Raw genomic sequence first — 14,321 nt, forward strand, 5'->3', positions numbered from 1 at the left:
GGTAGTGGCCTTGCCTTACGCGACCGCCGACGCCGCGTGCAGCGCCTGCACCTGGGCGGGCGTGTAGCCCAGGCCGGCCAGCAGCTCTGCCGTGTGCTGGCCCAGCTTTGGCGGATCCGTGCGCACAGCCATACGCTGGCCGTCCATGCGCAGCGGCAGCAGCGTCACGCGCGCCGTGCTGCCGGCACGCTCGCCGTCGGGCAGCGTGATGTCGGCCAGGCCGCCGGTGGCATTCAGGTGCGGGTCATCGAACAACTGCTCGGGCCGCATGATGGGCGCGAACGGCAGGCCATGCCGCTCGAAGATGGCCGACAGCTCCTCGGCCGTGTGCTGCGCCAGGCGCTGGCGCAGGTCGGGCAGCAGGGTGCCACGGGCGCGCACGCGGTCGTTGTTGCTGGCCAGGCCCGCATCGGCCTTGAGGTCGGCATAGCCCATGGCGTCGCAGAAGGTGGCCCACTGCGCATCGCTCACGGCCGCCAGGAAGATCTGCCCGCCGTCCTTCACGCTGAACACGTCGTACACGGCCCAGGAGGAGATGCGGTCGGGCATGGGCGCGGCGGGCTGGCCCGTCACCGCGTACTGCATCATGTGCTGGCCGACGAGGAAGACATTGTTCTCGAACAGGGCCGAGTCCACCTCCTGCCCGCGCCCGGTGGCCGCGCGCTGCATCAGCGCGGCCATGGCCCCGATGGCGCCGAACATGCCGCCCATGATGTCGTTCACGCTGGTGCCCGCGCGCAGCGGGTCGCCAGGGCGCCCCGTCATGTAGGCCAGGCCGCCCATCATCTGCACCACCTCGTCGAGCGCGGTGCGGTGCTCGTACGGGCCGGGCAGGAAGCCCGCGTGGTTCACATAGACCAGGCGCTCGTTCAGGCGCGAGAGCGCGGCATAGTCCAGGCCGTACTTGGCCATCACGCCGGGCTTGAAGTTCTGCGCCACCACGTCGGCCGACGAAGCCAGGCGGATCGCCACCTCCAGGCCTTCGGGCGTGCGCAGGTCCAGCGCAATGCTCTTCTTGTTGCGGTTGAACATGGGGAAGAAGCCGGCCCCCGCGCCCAGCAGGTGGCGCGTGCGGTCGCCATCCACCGGCTCGACCTTGATGACCTCGGCCCCCAGGTCGGCCAGCACCATGCCGCAGGTGGGGCCCATGACCATGTGGGTGAATTCCACCACGCGCAGGCCGGCCAGGGGCAGCGCGCGGGCAGGGACAGAAGAAGGGTTCAAAAGAGCATTCATGGGTCAGCACGATAAACGGTCCAGTCCGGGCCGGCGGCCCCGGGTCGGGAACAGGGACTGCCGCAGTCGGGCAATCCCGACATCAGCAGGCCGGCACTGCGCTGCCAACGGCCTTGCGCGCGACGATGGAATACATCAGCGGCATGCGCGCAATGCCCGGCGGCATGCCCCAGCGCCGCCCGCCCAGATCCTGCATCCCCTCGAAGGCGCGCCAGCCATTCAGGTACGGGTACTCCTCCAGCGCCTCGACCTGCAGGCCGGCGCCCAGCAGCGCCGTCACCACGCGGCCAAGGCCCCAGGCGAACTCGTGGCTGGGGTGGGGGTTGGCAAACACCTCGGGCACCGCTGCTTCCTGCCCTTCGCGCGCCTGCTGCGTCTCGCCCACGTAATCGCCCACGCCGGCCTCGTGCACCGGTGCCTCGTTGAAGTAGTCGTAGCGGGCCCGCCAATGCGGATCGAACACCAGCGCGGCGGGGTGGAATTCCACGAAGACAAAGCGCCCGCCCGGTCGCAGCGCCGCCCTGATGCCGCGTGCCCAGCGCGCCAGGTCCGACAGCCAGCAGATGGTGCCGTAGGAGCTGAAAACGGTGTCGAACAGCCCACCCGGCCCTGCTGAAGCCGCCAGCCCATCGAAGTAGTCGTACACATCCGAGCGCACGAACTCCGCTGCAATGCCGCTGGCATCGGACAGTGCCCGGGCAAAGGCAATGGCCTCGTCCGAGATGTCCACACCCGTGACCCGGGCGCCCAGTTGGGCGATGCCCAGGCTGTCTTGCCCGGCATTGCACTGCAGGTGCAGCACGGACTGGCCGTGCAGGTCGCCCAGCAGCGCGGTTTCCTCCGGGAACAGCGGCGAGCCTGCGGCCCGGAAAAAGGCGGCCTGGTCGCCCTTGTGGCGGTTGTGGGCACGGGTGGCGGCGTTCCAGGACAGCCGGTTGGCCTCGTGCAGGTGTTTGTGTTCCATGGATTCCTCGCAAGGCAGCGCGCCTCGATGGCCGGCATGCTACCCGCTTCACCCCGCCGTGGCAGCACCGCAACACTTCGCAAAAAAGACCCTTGGTTAAGGGGGTTGGCGCATATCAGTGCTGCGTTCAGAGCTATTAAACTTGTAGCAAAATCGTTTCCAAGCTATATTGACAGCGTCTTGCGGGCAGTGTCCGGCGGGCCGCCACTGTTTTCCATACACACCGCGCGAGGAGAAGCTTGCATGAGCTCCAAGGAAAATTTCGCCATCAACCAGCTGTTCGAGCGGCTGGAATGCCGCTATGCGCTGCGTGTGCTGTGGGCCCTGCGTGACGGACACCCCCAGACCTTCCGCCTGCTGCAGGACAGCGTGGGCGGCATCACCCCCAACACGCTCAACACCCGCATCAAGGAACTGCGTGAGGCCGGCCTGGTCGACCACGGCAGCGACGGCTACACCGTCACCCCCTCGGGCACCGACCTGCTCAAGCGCCTGAGCGACGTGCAGGCCTTTGCCACGCGCTGGGTGGCCAGCCGCGTGAAGAAGCCTGCCGCGTAAAATCAGGCCGTTCTACAGGGCCAGCGCCCTCCACCAACACCCATCAACCGGCGTTTTTCCGTTGCAATACAACGGCATCTCGCTACCAACTCCATAGCAAACAAGGATTTTCATGGCGTTCACCACCACCGCATCCGGCCTGCAGTACGAAGACACCACCGTGGGTGAAGGCGCAGAAGCCACCAAGGGCCAGAACGTATCGGTGCACTACACCGGCTGGCTCTACAACAACGGCGAACAAGGCGCCAAGTTCGACTCCAGCCGTGACCGCAACGACCCCTTCGAGTTCTCGCTGGGTGCCGGCATGGTCATCAAGGGCTGGGACGAAGGCGTGCAGGGCATGAAGATCGGCGGCCAGCGCACGCTGATCATCCCCGCAGCCCTGGGCTACGGCGCGCGCGGCGCTGGCGGCGTGATCCCTCCGAACGCCACGCTCAAGTTCGACGTGGAACTGCTCAAGGTCGGCCGCTGAGCCCAGCGCCTCCTGGCGACCGGAAAGACCAAGCGGCCTGCTGGCCGCTTTTTCATGGCCGGTTGTGACTGCTCTCAGTCAAAAAGCGCTTTGTCGAAGCGCGCAAACTTCGCATCCCCCACCGCCTCACGGATCTTGGGGGCCAGCGCGGCCAGGTCGGAGAAGCTGCCAGCCCCCTCCACCGCCAGGTTCAGGCGAAAGCCCCGCAGCCCCAGGCCGGCCGTGAGTTCCGTGGCAATCGGGTAGGCATCCGTGTAGCGCTGCTGGTCCGAGCGGCCGCTGCCCTTCACGGCCTCCATGGCCACCGTGGCTTCGTACGACGTGCTCGAGGCCGAAGTCACGGCATTGGCAGCTGCCACCGCCTGTCCCGTGCCCTTGGCGGCGGCAGCCGCAGCCAGGGCAGCGCCTGCGCCGCTGCTGGACTGCGGCTCCAGCAGGCCCAGGGCGATCATGGCCTGCACGTCGTCCTGCGTGATGCCCATGGCCGCCGTGGCCGCCAGCACCTCTCCCGTGGAGCGCTTGCCATCGAACAGAATGAAGGCGGAGCGCTGCCGCGATGTCAAACCACCCTGGCGGTCCTTGAGCGCTTCCTGCCCCGCCTGCGTTTTGACCAAAACCATGACTCTCCCCCGAAATCTTTTGAAATAGCCCACTGCGGACTGCGCACAGCCCAATCCACCGCCTCCCGTGGGAGCCGGTTTACAGGGTGTCACGTTTGCGGCGCCTTGAGAAGTCGGGTTTTTCCATGCCCCTTCGGCCTGTACCGATTTAGAGCGGCTCAGGGCCCCATCCCGCAGGCCACGGCCGCCAAGCGAAGCGCGTGGCTACATCTCCATGCGAACGCGCGGCAGCTCAGGCGCAGGCCGCGTGATGCGGCTGACCACCAGCGCCACCATCAATCCCAGGGGCACGCCGAACACCCCGGCCGAGATGGGCTGGATGCCCAACCACAGCCCATCGGCCAGCAGCCAGGCCGGCAGCAGCGTCTTCACGGCCACGACATGCGAGAGCATGTAGTACACCGCCACGCCCAGGCCCGCCAGCATGCCGGCCACCGCCCCCTGGCGTGTGGTGCCGCGCCAGAAGATCCCGAGCACCATCACCGGCACGAAGGCCGATGCCGCCAGCGAGAACGAGGCAGACACCATGGGCAAAATCTCGGCCGGCTTGAGCGCCGCCACGAAGGCCGCCGACAGGGCCACCGCCAGCAGTGCGAACTTGGTGAGGATCACCCGCTGCTCGGGCGAGGCCTCGCGGTCGGAGCCCTGGAAGTACAGGTCGCGCACCAGCGCATTGCTGATGGTGAGCAGCAGCCCGTCGGCCGTGGACAATGCCGCCGCCAGCCCGCCCGCCGCCACCAGGCCCGAAACCACGTAGGGCAGGCCACCGAGTTCAGGCGTGGCAAGCATGATCAGGTCGGCCCCGAGCCGGATCTCGCCGAACTGCACGATGCCGTCGCCATTGACGTCCTCGATCGACAGCAGCGAGCCATCCACCCGCGCCCACTGCGCCATCCAGTTGGGCAGCGCCTCGAAGCTGCTGCCCACCAGGTTGTGCATGACCTCGAACTTCACCAGCACCGCGAGCGCCGGCGCACTCAGGTACAGCAGGGCGATGAAGAACAGCGACCAGCCCACCGAGGCCCGCGCACCCGACACCGTGGGCGAGGTGTAGTAGCGCGTGAGCAGGTGCGGCAGCCCGGCCGTGCCCACCATCAGGCAGAACATCAGTGCCATGAAGTTGCGCCGGCTCAGGTCGAACTCGCGCTGCTCCTCGGGCGTGCCGTCGGGGTCGCCCGCAAAGGCCTGGCTGTGCTGTGGCAGGCCCCCGAGGGGGCGGGCGCGCTCGATGTTCTCCTGCATCTCGCGCGTCCAGCGCTCGCGTGCTGCAGCGGGGTCGCGCGGCAGCGCCGCCAGGTCACGGCTGGCCAGCACGATCAGGCCCACTTCGGCGTTCTGCGCGCGCAGCGTGCGGATGCGCTCACGGCCCTTTTCGCGCTCGCGCTCCAGGGCCGCTTCCACGTCCTTCAGGCGCTCCTCGAATTCCTGCGCACGCTGGCGGTAGATCTGCACCACCTGCTGCTCGGCGGGCGAGTCCAGCAGTTGCGCCTCCAGGTCGGCGATCTTGGTGATCTGTGCACCGTACACCAGCGGCGCCAGCGGGCTGCCCAGTTGCTTGTAGGCCAGCCAGGACACGGGGATCAGAAAGGCCAGCAGCAGCACCACGTACTGCGCCACCTGCGTCCAGGTGATGGCGCGCATGCCGCCCAGAAACGAGCACAGCAGCACCCCGCCCAGGCCGAGCATGATGCCGATCTCGAACTGCACACCCGTCAGGCGCGAGGCGATCAGCCCCACGCCGTAGATCTGCGCCACCACGTAGGTGAACGAGCACAGCACGGCGGCCAGCGCCGCGATCACACGTGGCCAGCGCCCGCCAAAGCGCACGTGGAAGAAATCGGGCACGGTGTACAGGCCCATGGCCCGAAGGTGCGGCGCGATCAGCATGGCCACCAGGCAGAAGCCCCCCGTCCAGCCCAGCAGGTAGGCCAGCCCGCCGGGCTGACCGGGCGTGCCCGCAAAGCCCTGCAGGTACAGCGCCCCCGACAGGCTGATGAACGAGGCCGCGCTCATCCAGTCGGCAGCCGCTGCCATGCCGTTGTACATGGGCGGAATGCGCCGCCCCGCCACGTAGTATTCCTCAGGGTCCGAGGTGCGGCCATAGACGCCGATGCCGGCGTACACCATGACGGTGAGGAACAAGAAGATCGGCCCGATCCAGTGGCGCGACAGCCCCTGGTGCTCGGCCCAGGTCATGAGGGCCAGAAAACCGAGCACCCCGGCGATGTACAGCGCCAGGATGCGGTGCAGGCGCCAGGAATAGGCTTTCTCCACCGCGCTCGGGCCGGCCCCAGACGCATTGCCGGAAGGCGCTCCTGCAGGGCCCTGCTTGCGCATGGCGTCAGGCCGCGTCCGCAGGGAGCTTGCCGTCCGCTGGCGGGGCGGCTTCCAGCGCCAGGCGGCGCCGTTCGTCCTGCCGCTCGAAGCGGTTCATGGCCCAGGCATACACCACCACGATGGCAATGAACACCAGCACCGCGCCCTGCGCCTCGATCCAGTAGCCCAGCGGCCAGCCGCCCGGGATGAGGAACTGCAGGTCGCGTGCGAAGTAGGTGGCCACGAAGGACACCAGCACCCAGATCACCAGCAACCCCGCCTTCAGCCACAGGTGGCGCACGTCGTGCAGGTCGGGCGGAAAAGGGCCTGCGAGCTCGGGCTCGGCAGGCTTGATGGGGGAACGGGGCAGCACGGGCATCGGATCAGCCAGGGCGCTGCATGAATTGGCGTGCCCGTGCCCGCAAGGCCTCAGCCCGCAGCCAGTTGCTGCCAGGTGGCCATCACGCTGTCGGGGTTCAGCGAGATGGAGGAGATGCCCTCGGCCGCCAGCCACTGCGCGAAGTCAGGGTGGTCGCTGGGGCCCTGGCCGCAGATGCCGATGTACTTGCCCTGCGCCAGGCAGGCCTTGATGGCCTGGTGGATCAGCGCCAGCACGGCGGGGTCGCGCTCGTCGAAGTCCTGCGCCAGCAATTCCAGGCCCGAGTCGCGATCCAGGCCCAGCGTGAGTTGGGTCAGGTCGTTGGAGCCGATGGAGAAGCCGTCGAAGAACTCGAGGAAGCGCTCGGCCAGGATGGCATTGCTCGGCACCTCGCACATCATGATGACCTTGAGGTCGTCCTTGCCGCGCTGCAGGCCGTGCTGGGCCAGCAGTTGCGTCACGCGTTCGGCCTGGCCGAGGGTACGCACGAAGGGCACCATCACCTGCACGTTGGTCAGGCCCATCTCGTTGCGCACGCGCTTCAGTGCCTCGCACTCCATCGCAAAGGCCTCGCCGAAGTCAGCGCTCAGGTAGCGCGCCGCACCGCGAAAGCCCAGCATCGGGTTCTCTTCCTCGGGCTCGTAGCGGCTGCCGCCGATGAGCTTGCGGTATTCATTGCTCTTGAAGTCCGACAGGCGCACGATCACCGGCTTGGGGTAGAAGGCCGCGGCTATGGTGGCCACGCCTTCGGCGACCTTGTCCACGTAGAAGGCGCGGGGGCTGGCATGGCCGCGGGCCACCGACTCCACGGCCTTCTTCAGGTCGGCGTCGATCTGCGGGTAGTCCAGGATCGCCTTGGGGTGCACGCCGATGTTGTTGTTGATGATGAACTCGAGCCGCGCCAGGCCCACGCCTTCGTTGGGCAACTGGCAGAAGTCGAAGGCCAGTTGGGGGTTGCCCACGTTCATCATGATCTTGGTCTTGATGGCCGGCATCTCGCCGCGCTGCACCTCGGTGACCTCGGTTTCCAGCAGGCCGTCGTAGATGTGGCCGGTGTCGCCCTCGGCGCAGCTCACCGTGACCAGGGTGCCGTCCTTGAGCAGCTCGGTCGCGTCACCGCAGCCCACCACGGCCGGGATGCCCAGCTCGCGCGCGATGATGGCGGCGTGGCAGGTGCGCCCGCCGCGGTTGGTGACGATGGCGCTGGCGCGCTTCATCACCGGCTCCCAGTTGGGGTCGGTCATGTCGGTCACCAGCACGTCGCCGGGCTGCACCTTGTCCATCTCGGAGATGTTGTGCACCAGGCGCACCGGGCCGGTGCCGATCTTCTGGCCAATCGCGCGGCCCTCGGCCAGCACGGTGCCCTGGCCCTTGAGCTTGTAGCGCATCTCGGCCTGGCCCTTGGACTGGCTCTTGACCGTCTCGGGGCGCGCCTGCAGGATGTAAAGCAGGCCGTCGGTGCCGTCCTTGCCCCATTCGATGTCCATCGGGCGGCCATAGTGCTGCTCGATCACCAGCGCATAGTGCGCCAGTTGCTGCACGTCGGCATCGGTCAGCGAGTAGCGGTTGCGCTGCTCGGTGGGCACGTCGGTGGTCTTCACCAGCTTGCCCGATGCGGCCTTTTCCTCGGCCGTGGAGAACACCATCTGCACCAGCTTGCTGCCCAGGTTGCGGCGGATCACGGCCTTCTTGCCGGCCTGCAGGGTGGGCTTGTGCACGTAGAACTCGTCGGGGTTCACGGCGCCCTGCACCACCGTCTCGCCCAGGCCGTAGCTGCTGGTGATGAAGACTACCTGGTCGAAACCCGACTCGGTGTCGATGGTGAACATCACGCCCGCAGCACCGAGGTCGGAGCGCACCATGCGCTGCACGCCGGCCGACAGGGCCACCACGTCGTGCGCAAAGCCTTTGTGCACGCGGTAGGAGATGGCACGGTCGTTGTACAGGGAGGCGAACACCTCCTTCATCTTGTGCAGCACGTCGTCGATGCCCACCACGTTCAGGAAGGTCTCCTGCTGGCCGGCGAACGAGGCGTCGGGCAGGTCTTCGGCCGTGGCCGACGAGCGCACGGCAAAGCTGGCCTGCGGGTTGCCGGCGGACAGGGTGGCAAAAGCTTCGCCAATGGCTTTTTGCAGGTCGGCCGGGAAGGGCTGGGCCTCGACCATGGCGCGGATTTCGCCGCCTACCCGGGCCAGGGCGCGCACGTCCTCGGTATCGAGGCTGGCCAGCTTGGCGCTGATCTTGTCGGCCAGGCCATCGTGGGCCAGGAATTCGCGGAAGGCATGTGCCGTGGTGGCAAAACCCGTAGGGACGCGCACGCCCTCGGGCAGCTGCGAGATCATTTCGCCGAGGGAGGCGTTTTTACCGCCCACCGACTCGACATCGGTCATTCTCAGGTTTTCAAACGGTACGACCAGGGCGGTCGGGCTGAAAAGTGCAGACATGGGAAAGCTCCAGAAGTTGAAACCGGGTCGTCTGCGCGCCCGCCCCCACCAAGGGGCACCGTGGGGCGAGCGGCCATGCACTGGCTCAGGCTTTGTCGTTGTGGTTGTGTGCCGACTGCGTGCATGGTTGAGAAATTTGGATAATTGACACAATTGTAGGCCTGCCGCGCCGGGAGCACGCAGGAACCTGTTTACGATGCCTGTAGTCCTCGCACTACGATCCACCCGAACCCAAGGCGCTGCCAAAGCGACGAAAGGCCCTGCCCCTCATGCACACGCGCACCGTATTCTTCGTCTCGGACGGCACCGGCATCACGGCAGAGACCTTCGGCAATGCCATCCTGGCCCAGTTCGAGCTCAAGCCCCGCCATGTGCGCCTGCCCTTCATCGACAGCGTGGACAAGGCACACCAGACGGTGCGGCAGATCAACCACACGGCCGAGATCGAGGGCAAGAAGCCCATCGTCTTCACTACCCTGGTCAACATGGAGGTGCTGCGCGTCATCCAGGAAGGCTGCAAGGGCATGCTGCTCGACATGTTCGGCACCTTCGTGCACCCGCTGGAGGAAGAGCTCGGCATCAAGTCCCACCACCGCGTGGGCCGCTTTTCGGACGTGAGCCGCAGCAAGGAGTACACCGACCGCATCGAAGCCATCAACTTCAGCCTGGCGCACGATGACGGCCAGAGCAACCGCGATCTGGCCGGTGCCGACGTGATCCTGGTGGGCGTGAGCCGCAGCGGCAAGACCCCCACCAGCCTGTACCTGGCCATGCAGTACGGCATGAAGGCCGCCAACTACCCGCTGATCCCCGAGGATTTCGACCGCCGCCAGCTGCCGCCCGCGCTGGAGCCGCACCGCAAGAAGATCTTCGGCCTGACCATCCAGCCCGAGCGCCTGTCCGAGATCCGCAACGAGCGCCGCCCCAACTCCAAGTATGCCGACCTGGTCAACTGCCGCCACGAGGTGGCCGAGGCCGAGGCCATGATGCGCCGCGCCGGCATCCGCTGGCTGTCCACCACCACCAAGTCGATCGAAGAGATCGCCACCACCATCCTGCAGGAGATCCGGCCCGAACGGCTGGTGTATTGACGGCGGCGGGCCATGCCCGCGCCAGCCGTCAACCCCAGGAATCGGTCCAGGCCTTGAATTCGGCTGCTGCGGCAGGCGGATTCAGGCGGGCCACCCACTGGTTCAGCACCTCGGCCGGCTCATCGCCATCCGAGACCGACACCTGCAGCAGCAGGGACTCGCGGGCGAAGGCCGGGTCTTCTCGGCGCAGGCGCTCCAGCACCTGGACCATGGTTTCGAGCAGCTGCGCACGAAAAGCCGTGAAGGCGGCATCGCCACCCTCGTCCGGCAGCGCCAGCACATGTTCACGCACCAGCGTGCACAGGTCATTGAAGGCGCCATTGGCGCCCTCGCCCTCCAGGGGCCATTCCGCTGAGCTGTAGCGGTAGTAGCCGGCCTCGTCCGGGTGGCGCGCAGTGAGTTCACGCACCTGCGATTCGGTCAACAGGGCCGGGCAGACGGTCATGGCCCCGTCGTCGGTGTACAGGGTGAAGGCACACACGGGGTCGTGCGGGCCGCAGCGCTCGGAGATATCGGCCAGGGCCGCGCGGCTGGCCTGGGCGATGCCCTCGGCCAGCGCGGCGAAATCGAAGTCGGTGGAAGCAGGCATGCTTGCATGGTAGGCCCACCCTGGGTCGCAGGCAGGCCATGCCAGCGCCACGGGGCGCCCTTTTCGTGACGCATTGCGCACCGGCTGGCGTTGGTGCCTGCTTACTTCAGCGCAAAACGCACATTCGCCGGCTTCTTGCCTGGCAGTGTCACCAGCGCCACCACCTTGGTGCCCGCCGCGACCTTGAATGTGCCCTTGGCTTCAAGCTTGCCCTCGCCGGCCGGTACCAGCACGGCCTCGGACTTTTCGGTGCCGTTGAGCAGCGTGAGCTTGGCGCCCACCCCTTCGGTCTTCACCGGCTTGCCGTGGTCAAGCAGGTGCAAGGTCAGGGTGTCGGGCCGAGCCACGAGTTCGTAGCCGATCTCGCCGGCCTCGGCCACCACGCCGCCGTGCTCGGGTTTAGGGGCATGGCTGTGCTCGCCGGCGGCAAAGGCGCTGCCAGCCAGAGTGAGTGCCAGGGCGGCCAGGAGTTGTTTGGTTGTCATGGGTGTCCTTTCAAAGGGTTGACGGGAACAGGGGAAAAGCTCAAAACGCCTCGGCGTTCTTGTCATCGAGCAGGCGTTCGGCGTCACGGCGGCCGAACAGCCAGAACAGAGCGGGGGTGAGGAAGGTGTCGAGCAGGGTCGAGCTGATCAGCCCCGAGAAGATCACCACCGCCACCGGGTGCAATATCTCGGTTCCGGGGCGCTCGGCTTCCAGCAGCAGCGGCGCCAGCGCGAAGGCGGTGACCAGGGCCGTCATGAGCACGGGGGAGAGGCGTTCGAGCGAGCCGCGCACGATCATGGCGTGGTCGAAGTTCTCACCCTCCACGCGCATCAGGTTCAGGTAGTGGCTCACCTTCAAAATGCCGTTGCGCACCGAGATGCCCGCCAGCGTGATGAAGCCGATCAGCGCCGCCACCGACAGCGGCTGGCCCGAGATCCACAGCCCCAGCACGGCACCCACCAGCGCCAGCGGGATGTTGGCCATGATCAGCGCCGACAGCATTGCCGAGCGGTAGCGCGTGTACAGCACCACGAACATCAGCACCAGCGAGACCACGGCCAGCATGCCCACCAGGCGGCTGGCCTCCTCCTGCGCCTGGAACTGGCCGCCCAGGGTGATGAAGTAGCCATCGGGCAGGCGCGTCTCGCCCACCACCTTGCGGATGTCGGCCACCACGTCGGACAGCGCCCGGCCCTGCGCGTTGGCCGACAGCACGATGCGGCGCTTGCCGTCGTCGCGGCTGATCTGGTTGGGGCCGTCGCCGTCCTCGATGCTGGCCAGGCGCGACAGCGGCACCCGCCCGCGCGGGGTCTCGATCATGATCTGCGCCAGGCCTTCAAGTGAGCGCGCGCTCTCGGGCAGGCGCACCACCAGCGCAAAGCGGCGGCTGCCCTCCACGATCTGCGTGACTTTCTCGCCCTCCACCAGGCCCTGCAAGGTGGCCAGCACCTGCGCGGCCGGCACGCCGTACTGGGCTGCGGCGGCATGGTCCACGCGCACGGTGATCTGCGGCGCCAGCACCTGCTTTTCCACCTCCAGGTCGGCCAGGCCGTCGATGCTGGCCAGGCGCGCGCGCAGCGCATCGGCCTGGCCGCGCAGGGTATCGAGGTCCTCGCCAAAGAGCTTGATCGCGATCTGCGAGCGCACGCCCGAGAGCATGTGGTCGATGCGGTGCGAGATCGGCTGGCCGATGGCAATCGCCGCCGGCATCTGCGCCAGCCGGCTGCGGATGTCGGCCTGCACCTCGGCCATGCTGCGTTTCAGCTCGGCCGCGGGCAGCAGGCCCACGTCGAGTTCGCTCACGTGCACGCCCTCGGCATGTTCGTCCAGCTCGGCCCGGCCGCTGCGCCGGCCCACGTGCGTGACCTCGGGCACCTGGCGCACCAGCACCTCGGCCTGGCTGGCCAGGGCGGCCGACTCGGCCAGCGTCACGCCCGGGTTCAGGCGCATGCCGATGAGCAGCGTGCCCTCGTTGAACGGTGGCAAAAAGGTGGTCGGAAAGAACGGCACCGCCGCCACCGACAGCACCACCGCCACTGCGCTCACGGCCATGGCGATGCGCGGCCGCGCCAGCACGCCCAGCAGCCCGCTGCGGTAGCGCGCCTTGAGCCAGGCCACCACGCGCGTGTCGCCATGGTCCAGGTTCTTCATGCGTGGCAGCAGATAGAAGGCCAGCACCGGCGTGACCGTGACCGACACCAGCAGCGAGGCCACGGTGGAGACGATGAAGGCGATGCCCAGGGGCACGAACAACCGCCCCTCGATGCCCGGCAGCGCGAACAGCGGCAGGAACACCAGCACGATGATGGCCGTGGCGTAGAGGATGCCCGAGCGCACTTCCATCGACGCGAGCTTGACCACCTCGATGGGGTGCAAGCGGTGGTTCGGGTGCTTGGCGCGGTCCATCTTCAGGCGGCGCAGCACGTTCTCCACGTCCACCACGGCATCGTCCACCAGGCCGCCGATGGCAATGGCCAAACCGCCCAGCGTCATGGTGTTGATGGACAGGCCGAAGTACTTGAACACCAGCGCCGTGATGAAGATCGACACCGGGATGGCCGTGAGCGCGATCACCGTGGGCCTGAGCGTTCCGAGAAACACGAACAAAATCACCGCCACGAACACCGATGCGCCCATGAGCTTGCCCTGTAAGGTGGTGACCGAGGCCTCGATGAAGCTGGCCTGGCGGAAGGTGACGCGCGGCGCCTCCATGCCTGCGGGCAACGACTTCTTCAAGTCCCCAAGTGCTGCCTCGATGCTGCGCGTGAGCGCAATCGTGTCGGCCGTGGGCTGCTTCTGGATACCCAGGATCACGGCCGGCTTGCCCTCGAAGCCCGCGTCGCCGCGCTTGAGTGCGGCGGCAAACGTCACCTCGGCCACCTGGCGCAGCAGCACGGGCTGGCCGTTCTTCGCGGTGAGCGCCAGGTTCTGCAGGTCTTCCAGGCGCGAGGTGCGGCCCAGGTGGCGGATCAGGTACTCGCGCCCGTTGAGCTCCAGAAAGCCCCCCGAGGTATTGGCCGAGAAACCCTTGAGCGCACCCGTGAGCTGATCGTGCGTGATGCCCAGCTCGGCCATGCGCGCCGTCTGCGGCTGCACCTGGAACTGGCGCACCTCGCCGCCGATGGGTATCACCTGCGCCACGCCGGCAATCGCCAGCAGGCGCGGGCGCAGCACCCAGTCGGCGTACTCGCGCACGGCCATGGGCGTGGTGCGCTGCACGTCGATGGGGATCGCCACCTGCATGATCTCGCCCATGATGGAGCTGATGGGCCCCATGCGCGGCGTCACGCCCACGGGCAGCCCCTCCTCCATGGACGACAGGCGCTCGGACACCATTTGGCGCGCACGGAAGATGTCCGTGCTCCAGTCGAAGGTGACGTAGATGAAGGACAGGCCGGCACTGGAGGTGGAGCGCACGCTTTCCACGCCGGGCAGCCCGTTCATCGTGGTTTCCAGCGGGAAGGTGATGAGCTGCTCCACCTCCTCGGCGGCCATGCCGCCGGCCTCGGTCATCAGGGTGACAGTGGGTTTGTTGAGGTCGGGGAACACGTCCACCGGGGTGCGCGAGAGCGTGAAGGCGCCATAGGCCATGAGCACGCCGGCCGCGATGAGCACCAGCAGCCGGTTGGCCAGGCTGTTTTCGAGTAGCCACTTGAACATCGGGTGG

The 14,321-nt window shown here is 67.4% G+C and carries 12 protein-coding genes; 3 read left to right on the forward strand and 9 right to left on the reverse strand.

What is annotated here, in order from left to right:
- Positions 1-15 precede the first annotated feature (15 nt).
- Both ACSQ3Y_RS25500 and ACSQ3Y_RS25505 read right to left on the reverse strand, forming a co-directional pair.
- A complete protein-coding gene (locus ACSQ3Y_RS25500) occupies positions 16-1,236 on the reverse strand; it encodes a CaiB/BaiF CoA transferase family protein (protein ID WP_436179280.1) in 1,221 nt (406 codons plus the stop codon).
- A gap of 82 nt (positions 1,237-1,318) precedes the next feature.
- A complete protein-coding gene (locus ACSQ3Y_RS25505) occupies positions 1,319-2,200 on the reverse strand; it encodes a class I SAM-dependent methyltransferase (protein ID WP_436179281.1) in 882 nt (293 codons plus the stop codon).
- A 243-nt stretch (positions 2,201-2,443) separates the two neighbouring features.
- On the opposite strand from ACSQ3Y_RS25505, the gene ACSQ3Y_RS25510 reads away from it, so the two are divergent.
- Positions 2,444-2,758: a winged helix-turn-helix transcriptional regulator gene (locus ACSQ3Y_RS25510; RefSeq protein WP_007857697.1), complete on the forward strand. Its 315-nt coding sequence runs from the start codon at positions 2,444-2,446 to the stop codon at positions 2,756-2,758.
- Between the two features lie 112 nt (positions 2,759-2,870).
- On the forward strand, positions 2,871-3,230 hold the full coding sequence (locus tag ACSQ3Y_RS25515; RefSeq protein ID WP_057202373.1) for an FKBP-type peptidyl-prolyl cis-trans isomerase: 360 nt from the start codon (positions 2,871-2,873) through the stop codon (positions 3,228-3,230).
- Positions 3,231-3,304: 74 nt separating this feature from the next.
- On the opposite strand, the gene ACSQ3Y_RS25520 is transcribed toward ACSQ3Y_RS25515, so the two are convergent.
- The 4 genes from ACSQ3Y_RS25520 to ppsA form a co-directional block, all read right to left on the reverse strand.
- Positions 3,305-3,850, reverse strand: a complete 546-nt coding sequence (locus tag ACSQ3Y_RS25520; RefSeq protein ID WP_436179282.1) for a hypothetical protein — start codon at positions 3,848-3,850, stop codon at positions 3,305-3,307.
- Between the two features lie 204 nt (positions 3,851-4,054).
- A complete protein-coding gene (locus ACSQ3Y_RS25525; protein ID WP_436179283.1) occupies positions 4,055-6,187 on the reverse strand; it encodes a VC_2705 family sodium/solute symporter in 2,133 nt (710 codons plus the stop codon).
- Positions 6,188-6,191: 4 nt separating this feature from the next.
- A complete protein-coding gene (locus ACSQ3Y_RS25530; protein ID WP_436179284.1) occupies positions 6,192-6,545 on the reverse strand; it encodes a DUF4212 domain-containing protein in 354 nt (117 codons plus the stop codon).
- A 50-nt stretch (positions 6,546-6,595) separates the two neighbouring features.
- Entirely contained in the window at positions 6,596-8,989 is a 2,394-nt protein-coding gene (gene ppsA / locus ACSQ3Y_RS25535; RefSeq protein ID WP_057268128.1) for a phosphoenolpyruvate synthase, read from the reverse strand.
- A gap of 269 nt (positions 8,990-9,258) precedes the next feature.
- On the opposite strand from ppsA, the gene ppsR reads away from it, so the two are divergent.
- Positions 9,259-10,080, forward strand: a complete 822-nt coding sequence (gene ppsR, locus ACSQ3Y_RS25540) for a posphoenolpyruvate synthetase regulatory kinase/phosphorylase PpsR (RefSeq protein WP_305745818.1) — start codon at positions 9,259-9,261, stop codon at positions 10,078-10,080.
- Between the two features lie 28 nt (positions 10,081-10,108).
- On the opposite strand, the gene ACSQ3Y_RS25545 is transcribed toward ppsR, so the two are convergent.
- The 3 genes from ACSQ3Y_RS25545 to ACSQ3Y_RS25555 all read right to left on the reverse strand — a co-directional run bounded on the left by ACSQ3Y_RS25545 (position 10,109) and on the right by ACSQ3Y_RS25555 (position 14,314).
- Positions 10,109-10,669: a DUF4303 domain-containing protein gene (locus ACSQ3Y_RS25545; RefSeq protein WP_436179285.1), complete on the reverse strand. Its 561-nt coding sequence runs from the start codon at positions 10,667-10,669 to the stop codon at positions 10,109-10,111.
- Positions 10,670-10,770: 101 nt separating this feature from the next.
- Positions 10,771-11,154 (reverse strand): hypothetical protein, encoded by a 384-nt coding sequence (locus ACSQ3Y_RS25550; protein ID WP_057268130.1) that lies wholly within the window; start codon positions 11,152-11,154, stop codon positions 10,771-10,773.
- Positions 11,155-11,194: 40 nt separating this feature from the next.
- Positions 11,195-14,314: an efflux RND transporter permease subunit gene (locus ACSQ3Y_RS25555; RefSeq protein WP_436179286.1), complete on the reverse strand. Its 3,120-nt coding sequence runs from the start codon at positions 14,312-14,314 to the stop codon at positions 11,195-11,197.
- Between the last annotated feature and the right edge of the window lie 7 nt (positions 14,315-14,321).

Source organism: Acidovorax sp. LjRoot66, from assembly GCF_964253305.1.
Taxonomy (GTDB): Bacteria; Pseudomonadota; Gammaproteobacteria; order Burkholderiales; family Burkholderiaceae_C; genus Acidovorax.